This window comes from Streptomyces sp. NPDC021212 (assembly GCF_044332925.1).
Lineage (GTDB): Bacteria > Actinomycetota > Actinomycetes > Streptomycetales > Streptomycetaceae > Streptomyces.
In genome coordinates, this window is record NZ_JBIRPZ010000002.1 from 511334 (window position 1) to 537644 (window position 26311).

Annotated in this window: 24 protein-coding genes; 6 read left to right on the forward strand and 18 right to left on the reverse strand. The window is 71.6% G+C overall.

Annotated features, from left to right (window positions below):
- Window positions 1-9: 9 nt before the first annotated feature.
- From ACH4SI_RS06580 to ACH4SI_RS06660, 17 genes are all read right to left on the reverse strand, one after another.
- Window positions 10-1410 (reverse strand): aspartate aminotransferase family protein, encoded by a 1401-nt coding sequence (locus tag ACH4SI_RS06580; RefSeq protein ID WP_398293278.1) that lies wholly within the window; start codon window positions 1408-1410, stop codon window positions 10-12.
- Window positions 1407-3314: a 1-deoxy-D-xylulose-5-phosphate synthase gene (gene dxs, locus ACH4SI_RS06585; protein WP_398293280.1), complete on the reverse strand. Its 1908-nt coding sequence runs from the start codon at window positions 3312-3314 to the stop codon at window positions 1407-1409. The genes ACH4SI_RS06580 and dxs overlap by 4 nt, the downstream gene beginning before the upstream one ends.
- Window positions 3315-3336: 22 nt before the next feature.
- The gene (gene hpnH / locus ACH4SI_RS06590) at window positions 3337-4353 is read right to left on the reverse strand and encodes an adenosyl-hopene transferase HpnH (protein WP_398293282.1); all 1017 of its coding nucleotides are present in this window, start codon (window positions 4351-4353) and stop codon (window positions 3337-3339) included.
- On the reverse strand, window positions 4304-5050 hold the full coding sequence (locus tag ACH4SI_RS06595) for a 1-hydroxy-2-methyl-2-butenyl 4-diphosphate reductase (RefSeq protein WP_398293285.1): 747 nt from the start codon (window positions 5048-5050) through the stop codon (window positions 4304-4306). The genes hpnH and ACH4SI_RS06595 overlap by 50 nt, the downstream gene beginning before the upstream one ends.
- Window positions 5050-6993: a squalene--hopene cyclase gene (shc, locus tag ACH4SI_RS06600; protein WP_398293287.1), complete on the reverse strand. Its 1944-nt coding sequence runs from the start codon at window positions 6991-6993 to the stop codon at window positions 5050-5052. Before shc ends, ACH4SI_RS06595 begins: the two co-directional genes overlap by 1 nt.
- A 183-nt stretch (window positions 6994-7176) precedes the next feature.
- Entirely contained in the window at window positions 7177-8274 is a 1098-nt protein-coding gene (locus ACH4SI_RS06605) for a polyprenyl synthetase family protein (RefSeq protein ID WP_398293289.1), read from the reverse strand.
- Entirely contained in the window at window positions 8271-9809 is a 1539-nt protein-coding gene (hpnE, locus tag ACH4SI_RS06610) for a hydroxysqualene dehydroxylase HpnE (RefSeq protein WP_398293292.1), read from the reverse strand. Before hpnE ends, ACH4SI_RS06605 begins: the two co-directional genes overlap by 4 nt.
- A gap of 55 nt (window positions 9810-9864) precedes the next feature.
- On the reverse strand, window positions 9865-10815 hold the full coding sequence (hpnD, locus tag ACH4SI_RS06615; protein WP_398293294.1) for a presqualene diphosphate synthase HpnD: 951 nt from the start codon (window positions 10813-10815) through the stop codon (window positions 9865-9867).
- Window positions 10812-11720: a squalene synthase HpnC gene (hpnC, locus tag ACH4SI_RS06620; RefSeq protein WP_398293296.1), complete on the reverse strand. Its 909-nt coding sequence runs from the start codon at window positions 11718-11720 to the stop codon at window positions 10812-10814. Before hpnC ends, hpnD begins: the two co-directional genes overlap by 4 nt.
- 354 nt (window positions 11721-12074) lie before the next feature.
- Window positions 12075-12767 (reverse strand): TetR/AcrR family transcriptional regulator, encoded by a 693-nt coding sequence (locus tag ACH4SI_RS06625; protein WP_398293299.1) that lies wholly within the window; start codon window positions 12765-12767, stop codon window positions 12075-12077.
- 546 nt (window positions 12768-13313) lie between these two features.
- Window positions 13314-14084, reverse strand: a complete 771-nt coding sequence (locus ACH4SI_RS06630; RefSeq protein WP_398293933.1) for an ABC transporter ATP-binding protein — start codon at window positions 14082-14084, stop codon at window positions 13314-13316.
- 28 nt (window positions 14085-14112) lie between these two features.
- The gene (locus tag ACH4SI_RS06635) at window positions 14113-15048 is read right to left on the reverse strand and encodes an ABC transporter permease (RefSeq protein ID WP_398293301.1); all 936 of its coding nucleotides are present in this window, start codon (window positions 15046-15048) and stop codon (window positions 14113-14115) included.
- 79 nt (window positions 15049-15127) lie between these two features.
- Window positions 15128-16000, reverse strand: a complete 873-nt coding sequence (locus tag ACH4SI_RS06640; RefSeq protein WP_398293935.1) for a glycosyltransferase family 2 protein — start codon at window positions 15998-16000, stop codon at window positions 15128-15130.
- 11 nt (window positions 16001-16011) lie between these two features.
- Window positions 16012-16803, reverse strand: a complete 792-nt coding sequence (locus tag ACH4SI_RS06645; protein ID WP_398293304.1) for a CDP-alcohol phosphatidyltransferase family protein — start codon at window positions 16801-16803, stop codon at window positions 16012-16014.
- Entirely contained in the window at window positions 16769-17842 is a 1074-nt protein-coding gene (locus ACH4SI_RS06650) for an iron-containing alcohol dehydrogenase family protein (protein ID WP_398293306.1), read from the reverse strand. Before ACH4SI_RS06650 ends, ACH4SI_RS06645 begins: the two co-directional genes overlap by 35 nt.
- Window positions 17830-18567, reverse strand: a complete 738-nt coding sequence (locus tag ACH4SI_RS06655) for a sugar phosphate nucleotidyltransferase (protein ID WP_398293308.1) — start codon at window positions 18565-18567, stop codon at window positions 17830-17832. The genes ACH4SI_RS06650 and ACH4SI_RS06655 overlap by 13 nt, the downstream gene beginning before the upstream one ends.
- Window positions 18564-20486 (reverse strand): DUF5941 domain-containing protein, encoded by a 1923-nt coding sequence (locus ACH4SI_RS06660; RefSeq protein WP_398293937.1) that lies wholly within the window; start codon window positions 20484-20486, stop codon window positions 18564-18566. The genes ACH4SI_RS06655 and ACH4SI_RS06660 overlap by 4 nt, the downstream gene beginning before the upstream one ends.
- 268 nt (window positions 20487-20754) lie before the next feature.
- Between ACH4SI_RS06660 and galE the strand changes: the two genes are divergently transcribed.
- The 3 genes from galE (at window position 20755) to idi (ending at window position 23424) form a co-directional block, all read left to right on the forward strand.
- Window positions 20755-21744 carry a UDP-glucose 4-epimerase GalE gene (gene galE, locus ACH4SI_RS06665; RefSeq protein ID WP_398293310.1) on the forward strand — a complete coding sequence of 330 codons (990 nt, stop codon included), beginning with the start codon at window positions 20755-20757 and terminating at the stop codon, window positions 21742-21744.
- 101 nt (window positions 21745-21845) lie between these two features.
- Window positions 21846-22757, forward strand: coding sequence for a cation diffusion facilitator family transporter (locus ACH4SI_RS06670; protein WP_398293312.1), 912 nt, complete (start codon window positions 21846-21848; stop codon window positions 22755-22757).
- A 55-nt stretch (window positions 22758-22812) separates the two neighbouring features.
- Window positions 22813-23424: an isopentenyl-diphosphate Delta-isomerase gene (gene idi / locus ACH4SI_RS06675; protein ID WP_398293314.1), complete on the forward strand. Its 612-nt coding sequence runs from the start codon at window positions 22813-22815 to the stop codon at window positions 23422-23424.
- Here the strand turns inward: idi and ACH4SI_RS06680 are convergent.
- Entirely contained in the window at window positions 23357-23932 is a 576-nt protein-coding gene (locus ACH4SI_RS06680; protein WP_398293316.1) for an ATP-binding protein, read from the reverse strand. The two genes, idi and ACH4SI_RS06680, sit on opposite strands and share 68 nt — an antisense overlap.
- Window positions 23933-24175: 243 nt before the next feature.
- Here ACH4SI_RS06680 and ACH4SI_RS06685 point away from each other — a divergent pair, with 243 nt between their 5' ends.
- The 3 genes from ACH4SI_RS06685 (at window position 24176) to ACH4SI_RS06695 (ending at window position 26218) form a co-directional block, all read left to right on the forward strand.
- Entirely contained in the window at window positions 24176-24943 is a 768-nt protein-coding gene (locus ACH4SI_RS06685; RefSeq protein ID WP_398293318.1) for an enoyl-CoA hydratase/isomerase family protein, read from the forward strand.
- A gap of 81 nt (window positions 24944-25024) precedes the next feature.
- Entirely contained in the window at window positions 25025-25888 is an 864-nt protein-coding gene (locus ACH4SI_RS06690; protein ID WP_398293320.1) for a hypothetical protein, read from the forward strand.
- 186 nt (window positions 25889-26074) lie between these two features.
- Window positions 26075-26218: an LPFR motif small protein gene (locus ACH4SI_RS06695; RefSeq protein WP_398293322.1), complete on the forward strand. Its 144-nt coding sequence runs from the start codon at window positions 26075-26077 to the stop codon at window positions 26216-26218.
- Window positions 26219-26311 lie beyond the last annotated feature (93 nt).

Genomic DNA, 26311 nt, shown 5'->3' on the forward strand with positions numbered 1-26311 from the left:
CCCATCTCGTCAGCGGTTGGCCACCGCCTGCTTGACGAGAGTCCGGCCGAACTCCCACATCAGGCCGCCGCCCCCGTGTGCGTCATCCATGACCGCTGTGAACGCCTCGACGAAGCGGTCCACTTCCCGCTCGCCGATGATCAACGGCGGAATCAGCTTAATGACCTCCAGGTGGTCGCCGGAGACCTGGGTGAGGATGCGATGGCGCTGGAGCAGCGGCGCCACGACCATCTGCGCGAACAGGCCCTTGCGCGCGGCCTGGAGCATCGCCCAGCGGCTGCGCAGCCCGAGCGAGGCCGGCTTGCCGAACTCGATGCCGATCATCAGCCCGCGGCCGCGTACGTCGTGCAGCAGCTCGTAGCGGTCGATGAGCGCGGTGAGCCGGTCGCGCAGCAGCTCGCCGGTGCGGCGGGCGTTTGCGACGGTCTGTTCGTCCTCCATGACGGTGAGGACGGCGAGCCCCGCCGCCATGGCCTGGGCATTGGCGCCGAAGCTCGCCGAGTGCACCAGTACCCGGTCCATCGAGGAGTAGACCCGTTTGAAGATCCAGTCCTTGCCGAGGGTCGCGCCGACGGGTACGTAGCCGCCGGAGAGCGCCTTGGCCACGCACACCAGGTCCGGTTCGACGCCGTCCTCGTGTTGGTAGGCGAAGAAGTCCCCGGTGCGGCCGAGGCCCGTCTGCACCTCGTCGGCGATGAGCAGCGCCTTGTGGCGGCGCAGCAACTCCTGCGCGGCCCGCAGGAAGCCCGGCGGCGCCTCGTGCACCCCCTTGCCCTGGATCGGTTCGACGACGAACCCGGCGACGTCCCCGCGTCTCAGCTCCCGCTCCAGCGAGTCCAGGTCTCCCATCGCGATGGCGGTGTCGGGCAGCAGCGGTGCGAACCCGTCGCGGAAGCCGTCCTCGCCGTTGACCGACAGCGAGCCGGTGGTGAGCCCGTGGAAGGCGTGCTCGCAGTAGAGGATGCGCGGCTTGCGGGTCGCGTAGCGGGCGAACTTGAGCGCGGTCTCGACGGACTCCGTACCGCTGTTGCCGAAGAAGACCCGGTCCAGGTGCGGGGCATGGCCGAGCAGCTTCTCGGCGAGCAGTCCGGGCAGCGGCTGGCAGTCGAAGCGGGTCAGATCGGCGAGCGAGGCATCCAGGACATCGTGCAGCGCCTTGCGGACGACGGGATGGTGACGGCCCAGGCCCATCACCCCGAAACCGGCGAGCATGTCCAGGTAGTCCTGGCCCTCGTCGTCCCAGAAGTACGCGCCCTCGGCGCGCTCGTAGACCTTGTCGAAGCCGATGGTGTGCAGCATCCGGGGCAGTTGATGGTTGAGGTACCGGGTGTGCAGGTCGTACCGCTCGGACCCGCGCCCGGCCAGGAGCTTGCCCAGGTCGAAACCCGAGCGCTGCTCGGCTGCTGTCATGCGTCCCTCTCCTTGGCGGCGGCCCCGGCGGGGTTGCGCACATCGATACGGGCCAGGGCCGCACCGATCCGGCCCGCGATCTCGGCCGGGGTGAGTCCGATGTCGGCGAGCACTTCGCCACGCTTGGCGTGCGGCAGGAACGCCTCGGGAATGCCGAAGGTCCGCAGCGGCAGATCGACACCGGCGTCCCGCAGCGCCTGGCCGATGGCCGCGCCCACCCCGGCGCTGCGCACGTTGTCCTCGACGACGGCCACCGCGCGGTGGCGGGCGGCGAGCGAGGGCAGTTCGGGGTCGACGGGCTTGACCCAGCGCGGGTCGACGACCGTGCAGCCGATGCCGCGCTCGGCCAGCAGCTCGGCGGCGCGCAGGCCCACCGGCGCCATGACCCCGGCCACCACGAGCAGCACATCGTCGCCCTCGCGCAGCACATCCATCCCGCCGACCCGATCGAGCGCCGGAATGGCCGGCCCCACCGATTCCTTGGGGAAGCGGACGACGGTCGGCGCGTCGTCCACGGCGATCGCCTCCCGGAGCTGGGCGCGCAGCTGGTCCGCGTCGCGCGGGGCGGCGATCCGCAGGCCCGGCACCACCTGGAGGACGGACATGTCCCACATGCCGTTGTGGCTGGCCCCGTCGGTGCCGGTGACTCCGGCCCGGTCGAGGACGAACGTCACTCCGCACTTGTGCAGGGCGACGTCCATCAGCAGCTGGTCGAAGGCGCGGTTCAGGAACGTCGCGTAGACGGCGAAGACGGGATGCAGTCCGCCGGTGGCGAGCCCGGCCGCCGAGACCGCGGCGTGCTGCTCGGCGATGCCGACGTCCCACACCCGGTCCGGGTACGCCTCGGCGAAGCCCGCGAGGCCAACGGGATCGAGCATCGCGGCGGTGAGGGCCACCACATCGGGCCGCTCGGCCCCGATCCGCACCATCTCCTCGCCGAACACCGACGTCCACGACCGGCCGCCGGAGGGGATGAGGGGGGCGCAGGTGAGCGGGTCCATCGCGGCGACGGTGTGGAAGCGGTCGGCCTCGTCCTCCAGGGCGGGCCGGTAGCCGCGGCCCTTTTCGGTGATGCAGTGGACGAGGACGGGGCCGTGGAACCGCTTGGCGCGGCGCAGCGCCCCCTCGACGGCCTCCGTGTCGTGCCCGTCGATCGGGCCCACGTACTTCAGTCCCAGGTCCTCGAACATGCCCTGGGGCGCGAAGGTCTCCTTGAACCCCTTCTTCGCGCCGTGCAGCGATCCGTACAGCGGCTGGCCGACGACGGGGGTGCGCTGGAGGACGTCCTTGCCCCAGGCGAGGAAGCGTTCGTAGCCGTCGGTGGTGCGGAGGGTGGAGAGATGGCCGGCGAGGCCGCCGATGGTGGGGGCGTAGGAGCGTTCGTTGTCGTTGACGACGATGATCAGCGGGCGGTCGCGGGCGGCGGCGATGTTGTTGAGCGCCTCCCAGGCCATGCCGCCGGTGAGCGCGCCGTCGCCGATGACCGCGACCACGTGATCGGTGCGGCCGCGGATCTCGTTGGCCTTGGCGAGGCCGTCGGCCCAGCCCAGCACGGTGGAGGCGTGGCTGTTCTCGATGACATCGTGGCTTGACTCGGCGCGCGACGGATAGCCGGAGAGCCCGCCCTTGCCGCGGAGCTTGGAGAAGTCCTGACGGCCGGTGAGCAGTTTGTGGACATAGGACTGGTGGCCGGTGTCCCACAGGATGCGGTCCACCGGCGAGTCGAAGACGCGGTGCAGGGCTATGGACAGCTCGACGACGCCCAGGTTGGGGCCCAGATGGCCGCCGGTCCTGGCGACCGCGGTGATCAGGAACTCCCTGATCTCCTGGGCGAGTGCGGCAAGCTCCTCCCTGGTCAGCGCCTTGAGGTCGTGCGGGCCCCGGATGTTCTCCAGCAGTGGCATGCTCGGTTCCCCTCCTCGTGTGTCAGCCCACGGCGCTCTCGCGGGCCGCGCGCAGCGACTCCTTGAGCGAGCCCATGGTGGCCAGGACGGCCGTGGGCTCGTAGCCGCAGTGGGCCATGCAGTTGTCGCAGCGCGGGTCCTTGCCCCGGCCGTACTTGTCCCAGTCGGTCTCCTCGATCAGCTGGCGGTAGGTGGGGACGTATCCGTCGCTCATCAGGTAGCAGGGCCGCTGCCAGCCGAAGAGCGAGTAGTTCGGGATGCCCCAGGCGGTGCACGGGAAGTCGGTCCTGCCCTCCAGGAAGTCCAGGAAGAGCGGGCTGTGGTTGAGCCGCCACCGCCTGCGGTTGCCGCCGGCGAACGCCTTCCGGAACAGCTCGCGGGTCTGCTCGACCCCCAGGAAGTGCTCCTGGTCGGGCGCCTTCTCGTAGGCGTAGGCGGGCGAGATCATCATCTCGTCCACCTTGAGGTCGTCATTGAGGAAGTCGAGCACTTCGACAACGGTCTGCGGGGTGTCGGTATTGAAGAAGGTGGAGTTGGTGGTGACCCGGAAGCCACGCCGCTTGGCCTCTCTGATCGCTTCCACCGCTTCGTCGAACACCCCCTCCTTCGCCACCGACGCGTCATGGCGCTCGCGCAGCCCGTCGATGTGCACGGCAAAGGCGAAGTACGGGGAGGGAGTGAAATTGTCCATCTTCTTCCGCAGCAGCATCGCGTTGGTGCACAGGAAGACGTACTTCCTCCGCTGCACCAGCTGTCGGACGATCTCGTCGATCTGCGGGTGCATCAGGGGCTCGCCGCCCGCGATGGAGACCATCGGAGCGCCCGACTCCAGCACCGCGCCGACCGCCTGCGCCACCGGCATGCGCTGTTTGAGCACCCCCGCCGGATGCTGGATCTTGCCGCAGCCCTCGCACTTGAGATTGCAGGCGAACAGCGGCTCCAACTCCACGATCAGCGGGAACTTGTCCCGGCGCTTGATCACCTTCTGGTCAAAGAGATACGTCGCGACCCGGATGGTCTGGCGGAGCGGCATGGCCATCTAGCTCACCTCCTGGGAGAAGAGAGGAACGGTGCCAGTCGAAAAAAGCGGGAAGAACAGTTCGTAGTACCCGGAAAGCCGATATTCCACCGCGCAGTGTCCCGATGCGGACCAGCTCATGTTCAGGAGCGTCCACGATCACCCGGACGGCCGCAACCGGGCGTGCCCCGGCGCGCACCGCGCTGCGCAGGGTGGCGGCGGACTCCATGTCCACCGCGATGGCCCCCGTGGCGTGCAGGTCGGCCCGCTCCGCACCCCGCACCACATGGTTGGAGCCGACGACGGGCCCGATATGGACCGTGCCGGTGCCGGTGCGCCCGGCACCGCCGGCCCGCCGGGCGTGGCGGGCCAGTGCCTCGGCGAGGATCCGGCTGCCGTGGCACGGGGTGTGACCGGCCGGGTCACGGGTCTCGTCGGCCACCACCAGGTCCCCCGGGTGCATCCCCGGCGCCAGCCCGGCGCAGAAGCCGGTGGCGACGACGGCGGTACGGACCCCCTGGGCCCGGTCAGGACCCGCGGCCAGCGCACGGCTCACCGCCCGCTCGGCCGCCTGCGGTCCCATGCCGGTGCGCAGCACCGTCACCGGCCCGGCGGCGCCGCCGGGACCGGCCCCCCGCAGTGCGAACCGCTCGATGCCGAGCGCGCAGGCGATCAGCAGCGGGGCACCGCCGGTGTCCGGGGCCGGGCCGGAGGCCATCAGGTCCTCCGCGGCCGCGCCCCGGTGACCTCACCGCTCACGTAGCGCCCGAGTGCGGTGAGCGGGAAGACCAGCCGGTACAGGTGGTAGTTGATGGAGAAGTCCCAGGGGAAGCCGGTGCCGGTGAAGTACGGCTCGTCCCAGGAACCGTCCTGGCCCTGGGTGGCCGCGAGCCAGCCGACCGCGCGCTCGACCGCCTTGCTCTCCCGCTCCCCCGCCGCCAGCAGCGCCAGCAGCGCCCACGCGGTCTGCGAGGCGGTGGAGGCGCCGCGCCCCATCCACTCGGGGTCGGGGTACGAGCGCTGGTCCTCGCCCCAGCCGCCGTCCTCGTTCTGCACGCTCTCCAGCCAGCGCACGGCCCGGCGGACGGCCGGATGGGAGGCCGGGATCCCGGCGGCGACCAGGGCGGGGACGACGGAGCCGGTCCCGTACACATAGTTGGTGCCCCACCGGCCGAACCAGGCGCCGCTGGGCTCCTGCTCGGCCAGCAGCCAGCTGACGGCGCGCCGGGTGCGCGGATCGCGGGCGCCGCCCTCGTGGGACAGCATCTCGACGACATGGGCGGTGACGTCGGCCGACGGCGGGTCGATGACCTCGCCGAAGTCGCAGAACGGCAGCCGGTTGGGCAGCGGGCTGGTGTTGTCGACGTCGAAGGCGCCCCACGCCCCGTTCCGGGACTGCATGCCCAGCGTCCAGCGCACCCCGCGCCGCACGGCCGCCGCGAGCCGCTCCGGCTGGGGGTGGTCGACGCGGCGCAGCGCGAGGATGACCTCGGCGGTGTCGTCGATGTCGGGGTAGTTGTCGTTGTGGAACTCGAACGCCCAGCCGCCGGGGGCGAGCCGGGGCCGCTTGACGGACCAGTCGCCGGGCCGGTCGATCTGCTCGGCGAGCATCCAGTCGGCGCTCTTGACCAGGGCGGGGTGGTCGGGGGCGAGCCCGGCGTCGGCGAGCGCGATGACGGCCAGACAGGTGTCCCAGACCGGGGACTGACAGGCCTCGATCATGCGGCTGCCGTCCTCGCGCCAGACGGCGAAGCGGTCCAGCGAGTCGAGCCCGGCGCGCATCACCGGGTGGTCGAGGTCGTAGCCGAGGAGGTGGAGCGCGATCAGGGAGTAGACGGCGGGCGGCTGGATCCCGCCCCAGCAGCCGTCGTTCTCCTGCCGCTCCACGATCCAGCGGGCGCAGGAGCGCAGCGCGGCCCGGCGCAGCGGGCGCAGGGCCACCTTGCGGTACAGGTGCAGGGCCCGGTCCAGCCGCTGGAAGGCGCCGTCCCAGGAGGCGAGGGGCCCGGCCGGGCGCGGCGGATTCGGGCTCCGCGGGTCGGCGTGCAGCTCGTCGAGGGAGAACGGGGCGGGGCGCACCGGGCGCTTCGCGGAGACGACGGTGAGCGGCACGATGGTCTGCCGCGCCCAGCAGCCGAAGTCGTAGAGGTTGAGCGGCAGCCAGCTCGGGAAGTAGATGATCTCCGGTGGCAGCTCGGGCAGGTCCTCCCACCGCCACCAGCCGAAGAGTGCCAGCCAGATGCGGGTGAAGACCCGGCTGTTCGCCACCCCGCCCTGGTCGCGCACCCACGCCGAGGCGGCCGCCATATGGGGTGCGTCGGGCGCGTCACCGGCCAGCCGGAGGGCGACGTACGCCTCGATCGTGGCGGACAGCTCCGGCGGGCCGCCGTGGAAGGTCGCCCAGGTGCCGTCCGCGTTCTGCTGCGAACGGATGTGGCGGCCCGCGGCGTCGAGCACGTCGGGTTTCTGGATGCCGAGGAACTGCCGGAGCATCAGGTCCTCGGCGTCCATGGTGACGTTGGTCTCCAGGTCGCCCTTCCACCAGCCCTGCTCGTCCTGGCGGGCGAGTAGATGCCGGACCGCGCGGGCCGTCGCCTCACGGGCGACCACTAACGTCTCGGACTCGGATGACTCGGACGGTTGGACGGTTGTCGCTGTCATGGCTTCCCCTCTGCAGTGTGATCTGCCGTCGTTGGGGCCTGCTGTCGGCCGGCACCGGGTCTGGTGCCGGCCGGCACGACTGCGAGCCTGGTCTTAGGGGGTGTATTGCCGATCATCCCGGGCTCGCTGATCCGGCCTGATCGACAAGACACCCCCTGCGGGCCTAGACACGGTCGGTAGTGATCATCTCTCCCGGACGACGACGAAGTCGGCGAGCGCCACGAACTGATCTCGTACGTCGCCGGGCATGTCCACCTCGTCGAGGGCCTCGATGGCCCTCGCGTACTGCCTGCGGGCCTCCTGCGAGGTCCAGTCCCGGCCGCCCGCCTCCTCGATCAGCGCGGCGCGGGTCGCGAACTCCTCCTCGCTGAAGTCGGCGAACTCCTCCATCGGCTTGTGCGCGTCGGCCGCGAGGATCTGCGCCAGGTCCTCGGAGGCCCGGCCCCCGGCGGACAGGGCGGCGACCACCGGCAGGGACTTCTTGCGCTGCCGCAGATCGCTCCAGGTCTGCTTGCCGGTGGAGACCGGGTCGCCCCAGATGCCGAGCACGTCGTCCACGGCCTGGAAGGCGAGCCCCAGGTGGTAGCCGTACCGCTCCAGGGTGTCGGCGGCACGGTCGTCGGCGCCGCCGAGCACGGCCCCGATGGAGGCGGCGCAGGCGAGCAGCGCGCCCGTCTTGTTGCCCTCCATCTCCAGGCACTCCTCGACGGTGACCCGCTCCCGGTGCTCGTAGGAGATGTCCTGCGCCTGGCCGTCGATCAGCTTGCGGGTCGCGGAGGTGAGCCGGCGGGTGGCCCGGCCCGCCTCCGCGGTGCCCAGCTCCAGCAGTATTTCGCCGGCGAGGGCGAAGAGCGCGTCCCCGACCAGGATCGCCTGGGCCGGCCCGTGCACCTTCCACACCGTGTCGCGGTGGCGGCGCTGCTCGTCACCGTCCATCAGGTCGTCGTGCAGCAGGGAGAAGTTGTGGACCAGCTCGACCGCGACCGCGCCGGGCACCCCGATCTCCGGGGCCGCGCCGGCCGCCTGCGCGGACAGCAGCGCGAGTGCCGGGCGCACGGCCTTGCCGCCGTCCCCTGCGGCGGGCCGGCCGTCGGCGTCGATCCAGCCGAAGTGGTAGGCGGCGACGGTGTCCATGGGCGGAGCCAGCCGGTCCACCGCCGCGCGCAGCACCGGCGTGGCAAGCGTACGGCCGCGCTCCAGCAGCGCGGCCACGCCTGCGGAGTCGACAGCTGGGGTCGCCGGGGTCACGGGCTCTCCTCTGGTTTCTGTGGTGGTGCTCATGCCGCCTCCTTGGGCGTCCCCCCGCCGACGGCGGGAAGCGGAATCGAATGCGGGCGGCCGTCGGAGAGGGCGGCACGGGCAGCGGTGAGCCCGCTGCGCACGGCGCCCTCCATGGTCGCGGGCCAGCCGGTGGCGGTCCACGAACCGGCCAGGTACAGGCCGGGCGCGTTGGTGGGGGCGTCCGGCCGCAGCCGGCCGACGCCGGGGACCGGGGCGAACGTCGCGGTGCGCTCCCGGGTGACGAAGAAGTCCCGTACCCGCGCGCCGCGGGCGGCCGGCAGCAGCCGCTCCAGCTCCGGCAGATAGCGGGCGCGCAGCTCGGCCACCGGACGGTCGATGTCGTCCCTCGCGGCGGACTGCGACACCGCCAGGTACTGGCTGTCCCCGGCCCCCGGCGCGTCCCGCAGCCCCGAGGCGTCCGTACGGTCGAAGACCCACTGGACGGGGCTGCCGAGCGCGGCGAAGAACGGGCGGCGCAGCACGGTGCGGTCGTAGACGACGTGCAGGTTGAGGATGGGCGCGGTGCCGATCCGCAGCAGCCGGTCCGGATCGTCGAGGGCGCCGTCGGGCAGCAGGGCGTGCGCGTCCCGCTGCGGTACGGCGAGGACCACGGTGTCCACCGGCTCGTGGAGCGGGCCGCGGTCGGTGTGCGCGGTCCAGCGGCCCCCGGCGGCGGTGACGGCGGTGACGCGGGTGCGCAGCTCGGTCGTCACGCCCGCCGCGTCCAGGGCGGCGCGGGCGAGGGTGTCGTGCAGCTCGCCGAGCGGGGCCCGGGCCCAGCCGATGTCGGCGGCCCCGGCCTCGGAGAGCAGCCCGGTCTTGAAGACCATCGCGGCCAGGCCCAGTGAGGCGTCCTCGGCGGTGGCGTTGAGCGTGGCCACGCCCACCAGGTCCCACAGCGCCTCGACGGCGCGCGGCGACTGGCCGTGGCGGCGCAGCCAGCCCGCGAAGTCCTCCGCGTCCAGCGCCGGGTCCAGCGGGTCGAGCCGCCCCAGGGCGAGCGCGGCGCGGCCCACTCCGGCGCGCTCGGCGAGCGAGAGGTGCGGATAGGTGGCAAGGCTCGCGGCCAGGTGCAGCGGCACCGGCAGGCCGGTGCGGCGCAGCCGGCCGAGCCGCCGTCCGGGCCGCGCGGCGGCGTCCACGACGGGTACGTCCAGCCGGCCCTGGAGCGGGGCGAGCGCGGTGGCGCCGACCCGGTCCAGGAACCACTGGTATGCGGTGCAGCAGCGCAGGTGGACGTGCTGCCCGTTGTCGACGGTCAGCTCACCGGCCGGTGAGGGGCGGCGGAACGAGAAGGCGAGCCCGCCGAGCCGGGGGCGCCCCTCGAGCAGCGTGACGCGCACACCGGCGTCGGCGAGCGCGAGCGCCGCGGTCGTCCCCGCGAGCCCCCCGCCGATCACCACCGCCGTCCGCGGCGCACCCTGCTCCTCGCTCACCTGTGCGTACGGGTCACGGACGAGCGCGGCCGCCCCCTCGGGGCGGCCTGCCGGGTCCGGGTTCGGCCGGTCGGCGGAGTGTGCGGTGCCGGTTGTCATGTGTTCACCCCCTCGGGTGGACACGACGCGAGGCCGGGCGCGAAGGTTGCGTCGATCACCGGAGCCCCCCGGGCCCGCGGCGGACGGCGGTGCGGGCGTCGAGCCCGGCGAGGCCGCGCACCGCGACATACGCCTTCTCGTGGCCCGGAAGCGAAACGCGGCCGCGCAGGACGGCCGCGGGGTCCTGGGCGATCCGCTCCAGAAGTCTGCGGTAGATGCCCGCCATGGCGGCCACGCACGCCCCGCTGCGCCGGTCCAGCATGGGCAGCAGCCGGTATCCCTCGGCGAAGAGCGCCCTGGCCCGCCGGACCTCGAACTGCACAAGACCGGTGAAGTCGGCGTCGGACGGGGCGACCGAGGCGTGGAAGGCAGCGGTGCAGCCGAACTTGGCGATGTCGTCGGCGGGCAGATAGGTGCGCCCGGTCGCGGCGTCCTCACGGACGTCGCGCAGGATGTTGGTCAGCTGGAGCGCGAGACCGAGCGTATCGGCGTATTCGGGGGCGCGATCGGCGTCGCGCGCGCCGGGCACGGTGCCGAACACGCCCAGCGAGAGGCGCCCGATGGCGCCCGCCACACAGCGGCAGTAGGCCCTGAGGTCGTCCCAGGTCTCGTACGTCTCCCCGGCCACGTCCTTCAGCACGCCGTCGATCAGCTCGTCGAGCCCGCCGAGCGGGATCGGGAAGCGCCGGGCGGCGTGGCTGAGCGCGACGGCCACCGGGTCGGTGTCGTCCTCCTCGATCGCGCCGCCGCGGATCCGGTCGAGCAGTCCGCGGGTCTCCCCGAGCCGGGTCCGCTTGGCGTCGGGGGCCAGCGCGCCATCGCCGATGTCGTCGATGCGGCGCGAGAAGGCGTAGAGCGCGGACATCGCCCGGCGCTTCTCGGTGGGCAGCAGCCGGATGCCGTAGGCGAAGTTGCGGGCCTGGTGCCCGGTCACGGCCTCGCAGTAGCGGTATGCCGCGAGCACTGGCGCGGACGCGTGCGGAGATCCGTCCACGGTCCGGCTCACCCCTCTCTTCGCAGTGTCGCCCCCACCTCGCGCAGCAGGCTGAGCTTGGTGGGCCTGGGCGGTCCAGGGAGTACGTCATGTCCCGCGGCCGCGACCGCCCGCAAGGCGGCCCGCCCCCCGGCCACGAATCCGGCGAGCAGCACCTTCAGCCTGCCGTGGACGCTACCCACCAGGGGGGTGCCTTCATTCAGCAGGTCTCGGGCGCGTTCCGCCTCGTACGCGACCAGGGCACACACCGATGCACCGCCCTTCGGGGCGGCGAGGTCGGCCTCGGACACCCCGAAGCGTTTCATGTCCTCTTCCGGGAGGTAGACGCGGTCCCTGCGGAGGTCCTCGGAGACGTCCTGGAGGTGCTCGATGATCTGCAGGGCGGTGCAGATCGCGTCGGAGCGGCGGACCCGCTCAGGGGTGGCGGTGCCGGTGATGCCGAGGACGAGCCGCCCCACCGGATTGGCCGACAGCTCGCAGTAGTCCAGCAGCTCCTGGAAGGACGCGTACCGCCGGACCCGCTGGTCCTGGCGGTTGGCCTCGATCAGGCCGTGGAAGGGCCCCGGGGTGAGACCGTGGCGGCGGACGGTGGGGCGCAGCGCGCGCAGCAGCGGATGGCGGGGCGCGGCGGAGCCGGCGTCGAAGACGCGGCCGAGATCGGCCTCGAAGGCGTCGAGCATCGCTACGGAGTCGTCGGCGAGGGACCGGTCGAGGCCCAGCAGCTCGGCGTCGGCGCCGCCGGGCGGCAGATCGCCGTCGCCGATGTCGTCGACCAGCCGGGCGTAGCCGTAGACGGCCATGAGGTCGGCGCGCCAGGCACGGGGGACGAAGAAGGGGGCCACGGGGAAATTCTCGTGGGCGGCCTTGTCGAGCACGGCGCGCGCGGCTTCCTGTCCGCCGCTCAGGCTGCCCGACATGGTGGAGGATCCGCTGCTGCGCTCGTCCTCCGCGGTCACCGTGGACAGCCAGGCGTACGGGCGAGGGCCACGACGCCGCGCGGATCCCGGTGACCGGGGCCCGTGGGCGTACTGAAGATGGGCCGTGGAGCCAATGCCGTCACATCCCCCGTTCTACACCGGTTACCAGGGTCGGCACGATCCGGACACGCCGCGCCGATACGTGGGCGGCGTGCGGCCGCGCACCCCGGAACAGAGGGCAGCCGCACACGTCCGACATGATCCGGTTGGGCATTGCTACAGCTTACGCCTCCCACGCACACACGTACGGGGCCACACCCCGGCGACGCCCCCGGCCCCCGCACGGCAGCCTGGTCAGGCGGCCTCGTCGTAGAACTCGGTGATGTCCAGCATGGCGCACAGGTCGCGCAGCTCGAACTCGAAGAAGCACTTCCCCTCCGAGAGCCCGAACGACATGTGCCCCAGCGCCTCCATCGAGATCACCCCGTACAACCGCGCCCAGCAGCGCAGCATGACGGCGATGGCGCCCGGCGGCATGTCGACGCCCTGGTCCTCGCTGAGCGCCCCCAGCTGACGGGCGAGAGCCGGTTCCAGCTCGTCCTCCTCGGGAGCGGGGAAGCCCCGCACCCGCCACAGGTCGGAGACCAGGTCGGAGAAGACGGACCCGAAGACCCAGCCCATCGTGCGCTCAGGCTTGGTCTCCTCACGCCCGAGGCCCGGGGCCCAGGGTCCGAGGATGAGCCCGAACTCATGCGGGTGCTTGATGGCCCAGACGCGCAGCGCCCGGGCGCCCCCGATCAGTCTGCGACCGGGCTCGCCCTCGGGGAGCTGCCCGATGACCCCGCGCATATAGCGGGCCATCTCCGCGAAGATGTCCACCCGCAGCTGCAGGATCAGCGCGTCCCGGCTGCTGAAGTAGCGATAGACGGCCGGCGCGGTCATGCCCATCTCACGCGCGATGGCCCGGATGGTCACATTTTCCGGGCCCTCCTGAACCAGGAGCGTCCGGGCGACGTCCTTGATTTCGCGGATGGTCGCGATGCGCAACCGCTCACGCCGTGAGTACGGTGCTACGTGCGCTTCCCCTGGCGACACGCGTCCCCCTCCCTCATACCCCGCCGCTCGGCAACCCGGCGTACACGCACACGATACAGCGCCTCCGTTTAGTGAACAGCGGCAGCGGCGGTACCTCTCCGTCACCTCCGGTCCGCAGGCGGCCCGTACGGAGACCGCGCGAGCGCGGCCGAAACCGAGGGACGGCCGGTCGGCGGCCTGCCGCGGTGCCCAGAGACGCCCTGGACGGCCCGCCCGCACCCTGACGGGAAGGCGAAATTCCACCTGGTGGACGTGTGTTCACCAGGTCCCTCCCCCGATGCGGAACCCAGCTTCCGCTTACCCCGCGCCGAACGGTCGATTCGTCGCGGTTCCCCATCCCCGGCAGCACGCGCACGCGTCACCCCCCCCGTAAGCCCGATGGACCCTTCTGACCACCACCCTAATGGGGCGGGGTGACAGTGCGTGAGCTTTTCCACAGGACGGGTGCACGCGGAGGCCGGGACCGCCGCGCGGCCCCGGCCCCTGGCGGGTTTTCGGCTACTTGCCGGTTTCCTTCTCGTAGGCCTTGATGACCTCGTCCGTCGGACCGTCCATCAGCAGCTCGCCCTTCTCCAGCCACAGCACCCGGTCACAGGTGTCCCGGATGGACTTGTTGTTGTGGCTGACGAGGAAGACCGTTCCGGCATCCTTCCGCAGCTCCCGGATGCGGGCCTCGGAGCGCTTCTGGAACTTCCGGTCACCGGTCGCCAGGGCCTCGTCGATCATCAGGACGTCGTGGTCCTTGGCCGCCGCGATGGAGAAGCGGAGGCGGGCCGCCATGCCGGAGGAGTAGGTGCGCATGGGGAGGGTGATGAAGTCACCCTTCTCATTGATGCCCGAGAAGTCGACGATGTCCGCATATCGCTCGCGGATCTGCTCGCGCGACATCCCCATGGCCAGACCGCCCAGTATGACGTTCCGCTCACCGGTGAGGTCGTTCATCAGGGCCGCGTTCACGCCGAGCAGCGACGGCTGGCCGTCGGTGTAGACGCTGCCGCGCTCGGTGGGCAGCAGGCCCGCCACGGCCTTCAGGAGCGTCGACTTGCCGGACCCGTTGGAGCCGATCAGGCCGATCGACTCACCGCGATAGGCCACAAAGGTGACGCCGCGCACGGCGTGCACCTCGCGCATACCGGGGGCGCCCTTGCGGCGCATGATGCGGCTCAGCGCGGCAGTGGCGCTGCCCTTGCCCTTGGGGCCGCCGTTGACGCGGTAGACGATGTGGACGTCGTCCGCGATGACGGTGGGCACGCGCGCCTCGGCGGGCATGGCCTGCTCGACGGTCTCGAGAGTCTGTTCAGCCACGGCCGTACTGCTCCTCTGCCTTCCAGAAGTACACGAAACCCCCGACGCCGAAGAGCACAGCCCAGCCCACCGCGAACGCCCAAACGTGCGGTGGCAGGTTGGCCCCGGTGTAGTCGTCGATCAGCGCGAACCGCATCAGGTCCATGTAGACCGCCGCCGGATTCGACAGCATGGAGTCCGCGAGCCAGCTACTCGCCCCCGCGTGCTGCAGGGTACGGGCCAGCGGGAACATCACGCCCGAGGCGTACATCCAGGTACGCAGGATGAACGGCAGCAACTGGGCGAGGTCCGGGGTCTTGGCCCCCAGCCGCGCCATGATCAGCGAAAGGCCGGTGTTGAAGACGAACTGCAGCGTCAGCGTGGGGAGGACCAGCAGCCAGGAGAAGCCCGGGAAGTGGCCGAAGCCCACCAGCACAACGACCAGCACGATCATCGAGAACAGCAGTTGCTGGAGCTGCTGGAGCGCGAACGAGATGGGCAGCGAGGCCCGCGGGAAGTGCAGGGCCCGCACCAGCCCGAGGTTCCCGGAAATCGCGCGCACCCCGGCCATGGCCGAGGACTGGGTGAAGGTGAAGACGAACACACCCGTCACCAGGAACGGGATGTACATGTCGTTCGGCATGCCCCGGCTGCTCTTCAGCAGCATGCCGAAGATGAAGAAGTACACCGCCGCGTTGAGCAGCGGGGTCGCCACCTGCCACACCTGGCCCAGCTTGGCCTGGCTGTACTGAGCAGTGAGCTTGGCCGACGAGAAGGCCAGGATGAAGTGGCGCCGACCCCAGATCTGGCGGATGTACTCGCCGAGGCCCACCCGGGCGCCGCTGACCGACAGGCCGTACTTCTCCGCCAGCTCGGCCGGGGTCAGGCCGTCGTCGGGTGATGGCGGGGCACTCACGGCGACCGCACTGTCGTGCGTAGTCTCGCTCACAGTTGACACTTTCGTCTTCAGGGTGCGCTGAGCGGGGCCGCGCCCCGGTAGCGCTCGATGCGTATCTGATACGAGCTTGTCAGATGACAGGAGGTCGGCCCAGTCGGGTCAGGCGCCATACCGTACGCCACTTCATGGGCCGCCGTGGACCGCAAGGGGTCTTCCAGCCTTCGCGGAACCCTCCCAACCAGGCACGAAGCGCGGTTTTGGAGGGACGCCTGGCCAGTGTGAGCAGCAGCCAGACGCCGAGATACACGGGTACGAGCAGGGCCGGAAGGTTTCGCCGGGCCAGCCAGACCCGGTTGCGCGCGACCATGCGGTGGTAGACCGCGTGCCGGCTGGGTGCGGTGGTCGGGTGGTACAGCACCATGTCCGACCGGTAGTCGATCATCCACCCGGCATCCAGCGCCCGCCAGGCCAGATCGGTCTCCTCATGGGCGTAGAAGAAGTCGTCCGGCAACCCTCCGACCTGCTCGAACACCTCGGTGCGGACCGCGTTGGCACCACCGAGGAAGGTGGTGACCCGCGAGGACCGCATCGGGTCCGCGGCGCGCAGCCGGGGCACGTGGCGGCGCTGGGTGACGCCCGTGTCCGGGTCGGCGATGCGGAAGGAGATGATGCCCAGCTTCGGGTCGGCGGCGAACGCCGCACGGCACAGCTCGGCCGTGTCGGTGCCCGGCAGCAGCCCGTCGTCGTCCAGGAACAGCAGGACGTCGACGTCACGGCCGCCCGGTCCGAACGCCTCGATGCCGACGTTGCGCCCCGCCGGGATGCCCACGTTCTCGGGCAGCTCGATGGTCCGTACGCCCTCGGGGAGCGCCGGAAGCGGGGAGCCGTTGCCCACGACGACGACCTCGATCGCGTCGCCCTCCTGTTTGGCGACCGAGTCGAGCAGCGCGCGCAGCTCTTCGGGGCGGTTGCCCATCGTGAGGACAACCGCTCCGACCTTCATCGTGCCGCCCGTCACTTGAGCCTGCTCGACGCGAGGATGGACACGAGATGAAGCAGAGTTTGCAGAAGGGCGATACCCGCCAGCACCGCTACGCCCAGCCGGGTGAAGAAGAGGTCGCCGCGCACCTGGTCCACGACCGCCAGCACGAGGATGAGCAGCGATGCCTCGATCCCGAGGATCAGCCGGTGGAACTGCAGTGCCGCGGCCGCCTTCCGGGCCAGCGCCATACCGGACGAGCGCGGCTCGGAGGCCGCTTCCTTGACCGGCGGAAGACCGCCCTGGTGCCGGGCGACCCCGACGAGGTCGGTCTCGGCCTTGATCAGGATGGCGCCGAGCGCGGCGAGAGTGCCGAGGAACGCCCACAGCCAGTCGATCCGCCCGGAGCCCCACAGGTCGGCGGCGCGCAGGCCGAAGCCGACGAGCACCGCGGCGTCGGTCAGGTAGGCGCCGACCCGGTCCAGGTACACGCCGCCCAGCGAGAACTGCTGCCTCCAACGGGCTATCTCGCCGTCGACACAGTCCAGCAGCAGGTAGAGCTGGACCATCAGCACACCGAGCACGGCGCCCGCGATCCCCGGCACCAGCAGGGCCGGGGCGGCGAGTACGCCGAAGACGGTCATCAGATACGTCAGCTGGTTGGGCGTGACCCGCGTGTTCACCAGGTGCCGGTCGCAGCGCAGCGAGATCTCCCGCATGTACAGGCGCCCGGCCCAGTGCTCACCGCTCCGCCGGTCCTTCACCCCCGCGGGGTGAACGACCGGTCGGAGTTCAGCCACTGATGGCTTGACTGACTGCTTTGGCATAGTCGGCGTATGCGTCCCTGATCGCGTCGGAAGAGAGGTCGAGGTGCTCGAGGATCGTGTAGCGCCCGGGGCGGGTCTTCGGCGCGTAGTCCACGACCTGGACGAACTCGTCCACGGTGAAGCCGATCTCCTCGGGCAGCACCGGAAGACCGTGCCGGTGCAGCACTTCGGCCATGAACGCCGACTGCTCGTGCTCCCCGCGCAGGTACATCGCGAACGCCCCGCCAAGACCGCACTGCTCGCCGTGGCTCGCCGCGCGCTTGGGGAACATGAGGTCGAAGGCGTGGTTGATCTCGTGACAGGCGCCGGACGCCGGACGGGAGTCGCCCGCGACCGACATCGAGATACCGGTGAGGACCAGGCCCTCGGCCAGCACCTGGAGGAAGCCGTCGTCGCCGACGCCGCCGGGGTGGCGCAGCACGGCCTCGCCCGCCTGGCGCGCCATGGCGGCGGCCAGCCCGTCGATCTGCTCGCCCGTCTCACGGTGGGACAGCTCCCAGTCCGCGACCGCGGAGATGTTGGAGAGCGCGTCGCCGATGCCGGAGCGGACGAAGCGGACAGGGGCCTCACGGATCACATCGAGGTCGATGACCACGGCGATCGGGTTCGGCACACCGTACGAGCCGCGGCCCGCGTCGTTGTCGAGGGTCGCGACCGGTGAGCACAGACCGTCGTGCGAGAGGTTCGTGGCGACGGCGACCAGCGGAAGGCCGATGCGCGCCGCGGCGAACTTCGCACAGTCGATGATCTTGCCACCGCCGAGCCCCACGACCGCGTCGTAGTGCCCGGACTTCATCCGGTCGGCGAGCTTGATCGCGTCATCGAGAGTGCCGCCGCCCACCTCGTACCAGCTCGCGCCGGGCAGCGCCGGGGCCAGCCGCTCGCGCAGCAGGGCCCCGGAGCCGCCGCTGATCGCGACGGCGAGCTTGCCGGAGGATGAGATCCGCTGGTCGGCGAGGACGTCCGCCAGGTCGTCCAGGGCGCCCGCTCGGATGTCGACGACGAGCGGCGAGGGGATGAGCCTCGTCAGTACTGGCACGCGATCTCACGGCCCTTCGCCAGATCGTCGTGGTTGTCGATCTCGACCCACTTGATGTCGCCGATGGGCTCCACGTCGACCTTGAAGCCGCGGTTGACCAGCTCCTGGTAGCCGTCCTCGTAGTAGAGGTCGGGGTCGCGCTCGAAGGTGGTCTTCAGCGCGTCGGCGAGATCGGCGGCGGCCTCGCCCTCGATGAGGGTGACGCCGATGTACTCACCGGTGGCCTCGGTCGGGTCCATCAGCTTGGTGATCTTCCGGACGCCCTTGCCCGGCTCGCTGACGACCTTCATCTCCTCGTCGGCGAGCTGCTTCACCGTGTCGAGGGCGAGGATGATCTTCTGCCCGTTGCCGCGCGCGGCGAGCAGGGTCTTCTCGACGGAGACCGGGTGCACGGTGTCACCGTTGGCGAGGATCACGCTGTGCTTGATCGCGTCACGGGCGCACCACAGGGAGTAGGCGTTGTTCCACTCCTCGGCCTTGTCGTTGTCGATCAGGGTGAGCTTGAGGCCGTACTTCTGCTCCAGGGCCTCCTTGCGCTCGTACACCGCCTCCTTGCGGTAGCCGACCACGATCGCGACCTCGGTCAGGCCGACCTCCGCGAAGTTGCCGAGGGTGAGGTCGAGGACGGTGGTCTCACCGTCGACCGGCACCAGGGCCTTGGGGAGGGTGTCGGTGTAGGGGCGCAGACGCCGTCCGGCGCCGGCCGCCAGCACGAGGCCGATCATGCGGGTTCTCCTGTTTCGTCGTGGACAGCGGGTGCTCCGGAGGACACCCAGAAGCGGATGCTCTCGATGAGCACCGTCAGCGCGATGACCACGGCGAGCGCGGTCAGCGCGATGGTGAAACCTTGGTTCGGGTCGCCCTGGCTCAGGCCGTGCAGCAGTGCGGCGATGGCCGTGACCACCAGGATCCGCCCCTCGTGCCCGCCGATCGCCCGCACCAGCCCGTGCGGGGGCGCCCCGGTGCCGCCGCGGATGCGGTACACCGTGTCGTAGTGATGGTAGGCGACGGCCGCCACCAGCCCGAAAGCAGCGGGCAATGCTCCGTTCACCTGCGAGCGGGCGGCGAGGATGAGGACGGTCCCGTACTCGGCGGCCCGGAAGAGGGGCGGCACCAGCCAGTCGAGCGGGCCCTTCAGCGGTGCGGCGACGGCGCAGCCCGCGAGGACGGCGTAGAGCGCGGCGCCTCCGACGGCCGCCCAGGAGCCGTACGGCAGCGCGGCGGCGCCCGCGACGAGGAGCGCGGCGCCGAGGGCGGCCACGACCGGGGCCAGGTAGCTGTGGGGCTTACGGGCGGCCGCCTTGGCGACCAGCTCGGCGAGCGGGCCCGAGTCCGCGAGGTCGGCGAGGGCCTGCGCGGCCCGGTCGGTGCGCCGCGCCTTGCGGGTGAGCGAGCGCAGCACCCGGCCCGCGGTGGTGTAGCAGGCGGCCAGTGCGCAGCCGATGAGCAGGACGTAGAAGGTGATGCGGGGCGTGGTGAGCGCGGTCAGCACGGCGATCATCGCCCAGCGCTCGCCGATCGGCAGCACGATCATGCGCCGCACCCAGACCGTCCAGCCGACGCTGTTGAGGCGGTCGGAGAGGGCGGCGGTGGGGCTGGAGTTGCCGGTGGCGTCGTGATTGGCCTCGTTGAACGAGAAGTCCACGACATGGCGGCAGGTCTGGAGCACCATCGCGCCCAGCGCGAGCGCCCATACGTCGTCGCCGCCCGGGGCGTTGGCCGCGCCGAGGGCGAGGCCCGCGTAGTACGCGTACTCCTTGGCCCGGTCGAACGTCGCGTCCAGCCAGGCGCCGAGGGTCGAGTACTGGAGCGAGTAGCGGGCCAGCTGCCCGTCGGTGCAGTCGAGGACGAACGAGGCGATCAGCAGCACCCCGGCCGCGACGAACCCGGGCCGGGTGCCGGTGGCGGCGCAGCCGGCCGCGATGAGAGCGGTGAGGAGGGAGGCGGTGGTGACCTGGTTGGGTGTCAGCCCGCGGCGGGCACACCAGCGGGCGATATAGCGGGAGTAGGGGCTGATGCAGAAGGTCGTGAAGAAGCCGTCCCGGGCCTTCACGGCGGTGCGCAGCCGCACCTTCTCGTCGTCCACGGCGGCGGTCTCCGCCAGCGCCGCCGCCCGCCGCTCCTCGTCGGCGGCCACGGTGGCAATGAGCACACCCAGCTCGGGCCGGTGCGGGGGGACGCCTTCGGCGTCGAGGGCGGTCGCGATGTCGTCCACGAGGGAGGGCGTACGGGCCTCTCCCGTTTCCTCGGCCGTCTTCTCGGCGTCGCCGACCGTGGCCACCTGCCCGGCCGCCGTGGCGGCGGCGCCCGCGGGCGACGGCGTGTGTCCGGCGTCACCGCCGGACCGCGTGGCGGCCGTCACCGCGCGGGACAGCGCGGCCCGTGCCTCTGGCTGCGCCGTCAGCGCGCCGGGCACGGCGGCCGCGGGGAACCGGGGGTCGGTCAGCGCCAGGCGGAGGGCGTGGCCGTGTCCGACGAAACGGGGGTCGACGAGGGCCACCCGCTCACGCGGCGGGACGGCGGCCAGCTCCGTCGCCACCCCGGCCGCGTCGATCGCCGTGCGCACGTCGAAACCCAGCGACCGCAGGTCGTCCTGGACAGACGAGCCGGCGACCGGGGACCCGGTGAGAATCGCGGTCGACAGACGAACTCACTCCTTGGAGCTGACATGTGGCCGCGCCGCTCTGGCACAGGCCTGGAGCCCTGGAAACAGGGGGCATCGCGCATCCCGGTCCCGGGTGGGGCGGGCGGCATGTCGGCAGAGGCTATCGGATCGATGGAAGCAGCCGTTCACCGCGCATTCACCACACGATCGGGGGAACGACCGCTTCCGCGCGCCGTCGATCATCATGGTGGATGGCGTGTCCCCTCGACAAACGGGCGCCGCGCTGACCTGTGGATAGGGTGCCGTCATGACGTGGCTGATCACAGGTGGTGCCGGATATATCGGGTCGCATGTCGTGCGGGCGATGGCCCAGGCCGGCGAGCGGGTGGCCGTCCTCGACGACATCTCCAGCGGAATCCCCGGGCGGCTGCCCGAGGACGTTCCGCTCGTGCGCGGCTCCACGCTGGACCGTGCGCTGCTGGACCGTACGTTCGCCGAGCTGGACGTCACCGGTGTGGTGCATCTCGCGGCGAAGAAGCAGGTCGGGGAGTCGGTCGAGCAGCCGCTGCGGTACTACCGGGAGAATGTGCACGGCCTCACCGTGCTGCTGGAGGCCGTGGTGGCCGCCGGGATCGGCAGCTTCCTCTTCTCCTCCTCCGCCGCCGTCTACGGCATGCCGGATGTGGAACTGGTCACCGAGGACACCCCGTGCGTGCCGATGAATCCGTACGGAGAGACCAAACTCGCCGGAGAATGGCTGGTCAGGGCCGTGGGGGCGGCGCATTCGGTGTCGACGGCCTGTCTGCGCTACTTCAATGTGGCGGGTGCCACGCGGCCCGAGTTGGCCGACACCGGAGTGTTCAACATCATCCCGATGATGTTCGAGCGGATCACACATGGGGAGGCCCCGAGGATCTTCGGTGACGACTATCCGACCCCGGACGGCACCTGCGTCCGCGACTACATCCATGTGGAGGACCTGGCCTCCGCCCACCTCGCCGTGGCCCGCCGACTGGCCGAGCGGCCGGGCGCGGGCGATCTGACGGTGAACATCGGCACCGGTCAGGGGGTCTCGGTGCGCGAGATGGCCGACCTGATCGCCCAGGTCACCGGCCGCCACGAGCCCGCCCCCGTGGTCGAGCCCCGCCGCCCGGGCGACCCGGCCCGGGTCGTCGGATCGACCGAACTGATCACCAAGGAGCTGGGCTGGAGCGCCCGGCACGACGTGCGCGCGATGGTGGAGTCGGCCTGGGAGGGCTGGTGCCACCACCACCCGGAGGCTCGCGGTAAGGGCTGACCCCGGGGCTGGACCGGACGGCGGTACGGCCCGCTGAGGGCATGGCCCCGGCGTAGTTCACTGGGGAAAGGGGCCGCCCCGGGCAGGAGGGCCGTACCGACATGGTCGCAGGTCATGACCACCGCACCGCGGGCGCCGGGCATCGGTGGCGGTTGCGGATCGCGCTCGTCATCACCGTCACCGTGATGGTCGTGGAGATCGTCGGCGGGCTGCTCGCCGATTCGCTCGCGCTGCTGGCGGACGCCGGGCACATGGCCACGGACGCGCTCGGTCTTGCCATGTCGCTGCTGGCGATCCACTTCGCGGGGCGCCCGCCCAGCCCGCGACGTACGTATGGATACGCGCGCGCCGAGATCCTGGCGGCGCTGGGGAACTGTCTGCTGCTGTTCGGGGTCGGCGGCTACATCCTGTGCGAGGCGGTGCTGCGCTTCCTCCACCCGGCCGCCACCCAGGGCCGCCTGGTGATCGTCTTCGGCGCGGTCGGCCTGGCCGCGAATCTGGTGTCGCTCGCCCTGCTGCGGGGCGGGCAGCGGGAGAGCCTGAATGTGCGGGGCGCGTTCCTGGAGGTCCTGGCGGACGCCCTGGGCTCGGTCGCGGTGCTGGTGTCGGCCGGGATCATCCTGGCCACCGGGTGGCAGGCGGCGGATCCGATCGCGTCGCTCGGGATCGCGCTCATGATCGTGCCGCGTACGTACACCCTGCTCCGGGAGACGCTGAACGTCCTCCTGGAGGCGGCACCGCGGGATGTCGACATGGCCGCGGTGCGCGCCCACATCCTCGCCCTGCCCGGCGTGGAGGGGCTGCACGATCTCCACGTGTGGACGATCACCTCCGGGATGCCGGTGCTCTCCGCGCATGTGGTGGTCGGCCGGCCGGTGCTCGACGCGGTGAGTCATGAGCGGCTGCTGCACGATCTCCAGGGGTGTCTGGGGGAGCATTTCGACGTCGCGCACTGCACGTTTCAGCTGGAACCGGGTGGACATGCTGATCATGAAGCCCGGCTGTGCCAGTGACACGTGCCTGTGTGCGGCAGACTTGGGGGCCAACGTCGTAACTATGAGGACGGTCATGCCGATCACACCCGCCAACGGCCCTTCCGCCGAGACCGCCGCGCCTCCCGGGCCGGACGGTTCGACGGAAGACATCATGCTGGAACTGGTCGATGAGGACGGCACCACGATCGGCACCGCGGAGAAGCTGTCGGCCCACGTCGCACCCGGGCAACTGCACCGGGCCTTCTCCGTCTTCCTGTTCGACGCGCAGGGGCGACTGCTGCTCCAGCGCCGCGCGCTGGGCAAGTACCACTCCCCCGGCGTCTGGTCGAACACCTGCTGCGGCCACCCGTACCCCGGTGAGCCGCCGTTCGTGGCCGCGGCGCGGCGTACCGGCGAGGAGCTGGGCATCGCGCCCGCGCTCCTCGGCGAGGCGGGCACGGTCCGCTACAACCACCCGGACCCGGCCTCGGGTCTGGTCGAGCAGGAGTACAACCACCTGTTCGTCGGGCTGGTCAAGGAGACGCCGCGGCCGGATCCGCAGGAGATCGGCGAGACCGCCTTCGTCACGCCGGAGGAGCTGACGAAGCTGCACGCGGAGGGCCCGTTCTCGGCCTGGTTCATGACCGTGCTGGACGCGGCCCGGCCGGCGATCCGGGAGCTGACCGGGACGGCCGCAGGCTGGTGAGCGGGCCGCCCGGCACGGGTCCGGCTGCGGCGGCGGACAGCGGCAGGGTGGCCCAGACCGCCTTGCCTCCGCTCGCCGTGTGATCGACGTCGTACTTCCCGCCGGACTCCTCCGCGATCGCCTGCACCAGCAGCAGTCCGCGGCCGCCGGTCCGCCCCTGGTCCGCCTCCAGCTCCAAGGGCCTGGGCCGGTACGGGTGGTTGTCCTCGACGGAGACCCGCACCCAGCCCCGGCCGATCGACACCTCGACGGCGATCTGCGGGGAAAGCAGCGCCGCGTGCCGCACCGCGTTGGTAACCAGCTCGGAGACGATCAGCAGCAGATTCGGCATCAGATCGCCGTGCCCGGACACCCCCTGATGGGTCAGCAGGTCACGCACCGCGTGCCGGGCCTGCGGTACGGAGGACTCCAGGGCCGGAGCGGTGAACCGCCACACCCCCTCGCCGACCGCCGGTCCGCGCGGCGGGGCGTGCCCCGGTTCGGAGGGGACTCTCCCGACGATCTCCATGCCCGACACCCACCCATCGCCACGGCTCGACCTCTCAGGTCGAGTGTTGGGAATGGTCTGGTACGGATCGGCGAAGTGAACACAACTTTGCACTTATCGACCGCTTTTGTTCGTTGGCGTATGCCAGGGTCACTCGCTCGACTGTTCCTGCCCGTCTGAAGAACGCCCCCTGGCACCTATGACGTGACCCCGGCTCTGACACCCCGGCCCGGTGTCCCGGACGGCCCGGATACGATCCGCCGCATGGAGCCCACGGAGCCCGGCCTGCGGCACGACGTCACGGACGGCATAGCGACCGTCGTCATCCGCAATCCCGCCAAGCGCAACGCGCTGACCCCCGCCATGTGGAGCGCGCTGCCCCCGCTGCTCGACCGGCTCGCCGCCGACCCCGCCGTACGGGCGCTCGTGCTCACCGGCCACGGGGACACCTTCTGCGCGGGCGCCGACATCGGCTCGCTGAGCGCGACGTACGAGCGGACGACGGGCCTCGCGCTGCCCGCCGAGGAGGCCCTCGCGGCCTTCCCCAAGCCGACGCTGGCCGCCGTGCGCGGCTACTGCGTGGGCGGCGGCTGCCAGCTGGCGGCCGCCTGCGATCTGCGGTTCGCGGAGGAGGGCGCGCTCTTCGGGATCACCCCGGCCAAGCTCGGAATCGTCTACTCCGCGGGCTCCACCCGGCGGCTGGTGGAGCTGATCGGACCGGCGAGCGCCAAGTACCTGCTGTTCTCGGGCGAGCTGATCGACACCGCGCGGGCGCTGCGCACCGGGCTGGTCGACGAGGTACTGCCGACCGGCGGGCTGGAAAAGCGGGTCGCGGAGTTCACACGGACGCTGGTGTCCCGGTCGCAGCTCACGCAGGCGGCGGCCAAGGAGTTCGCGGCCGGGCCGGCCGATGCGGAGCGTATCGCGTACTGGCAGGAGCAGGCGCGGATCAGCGGGGAGGCCGGGGAGGGGGTCGCCGCCTTCCTGGAGCGCCGGGCGCCGCGCTTCCGATGGACGCCGCCGGCCCCCTGACCGCGGCGGGGCCGCGAGCCCGGGGCGCGGGCTTTCGGACCCGGCTGACAGCCTTTCCTACCAGCCGGTAGCGTGCGGCCCATGACCACTCTTCCCGAGCGCGCCGTACGGCGCTGCCACTCCGTCGTCAATCCGCTTCACTCCACCGTCTACTTCGCCCCGGACTATGCCGAAGAGCTGGCGAAACTCGGCCTGGAGGAGCGCGGCGCCGTCTACTTCGTGGGCCGTGCGGCGGCGTTCGGCCGGGTGGGCGCGGGGACCGTCACCGCGACCTTCTACAACTTCAAGCACGAGCTGATCGCCCGCCACATCCCGCGCGCCTGGGACGTGGTCTCCCCCGAGGCCGCCCTGGACGCCCGGTTGCGGGCGGCCGACTCCGTGCTGCGGCGGCTGCTGGGGGACGACGCGCTGGCCTCGAAGGAGATGGCCGAGGCGGCCGAGCTGGCGCTGCGCGCCGCCGAGGGGTGTTCCCGCTCCGCGCGCCCCCTGTACGCCGCCCACGCCGACCTCCCCGTACCCGAGGCCCCGCACCTGGCCCTGTGGCACGCCGCCACCCTGCTGCGCGAGCACCGCGGCGACACCCATCTGATGACCCTCGTCGCCGCCGGGCTCGACGGGGTGGAGGCCCTGGTCAGCCATGCCGCGACCGGCAAGGGCATGTCCCCGAAGTGGCTCCTGGCGACCCGTGGCTGGAGCGCCGAGGAGCTGGCCGCCGGGCAGGACCGGCTGCGCGAGCGCGGGCTGCTCGACGCGGACGGCGAGCTGACGCAGGCGGGCGTCGACCTGCGCGAGTCCGTGGAGGACGAGACGGACCGCCTGGACGCCGCCCCGTACGAGCACCTGGGCGCGGCGGGGGTGGCCCGGCTGACGGAGCTGGCCGGGGCGTTCACGACGCGGGCCATGGAGGCGGGCGCCTTCCCCGCGGACCTCCGCGGCAAGGGCTGACGCACCCCCTGGGGTCGGGGGCGGGTTTGCGCGAAACGAGGCGGGATACCCGATCGTTGAGCGATCGGCCGCCCTTTCACCGGGCGCCCAACCGCGCGCCGCACGCCGGCGAGTGCCCGTGCTCCGCGTACGCGCGGCGCCCAGCTGCGGCTGCCGACCGGCTCCCGACCCGATGGGAGGTCTGAAATGTTGCGCGCTGTCGCCGATGTGCCTCGCACCATCGGATCCGCGATCGCCACAGTGGTGACTCTTCCGTTCCGTGCCATTGCCCGGCTGTTCGGCGGGGCCGCCGACACGGCGGGTGGCGCACGCCGCCGCAGGCACGTGTGAACCCCGCACGTGTGAACCCCGTACGCCCCTTGAGACCCGATTGGGCCCTTCTGCGGCCCGCCGAACACGTCGTCCGTGACCGCTTCGTCAGTG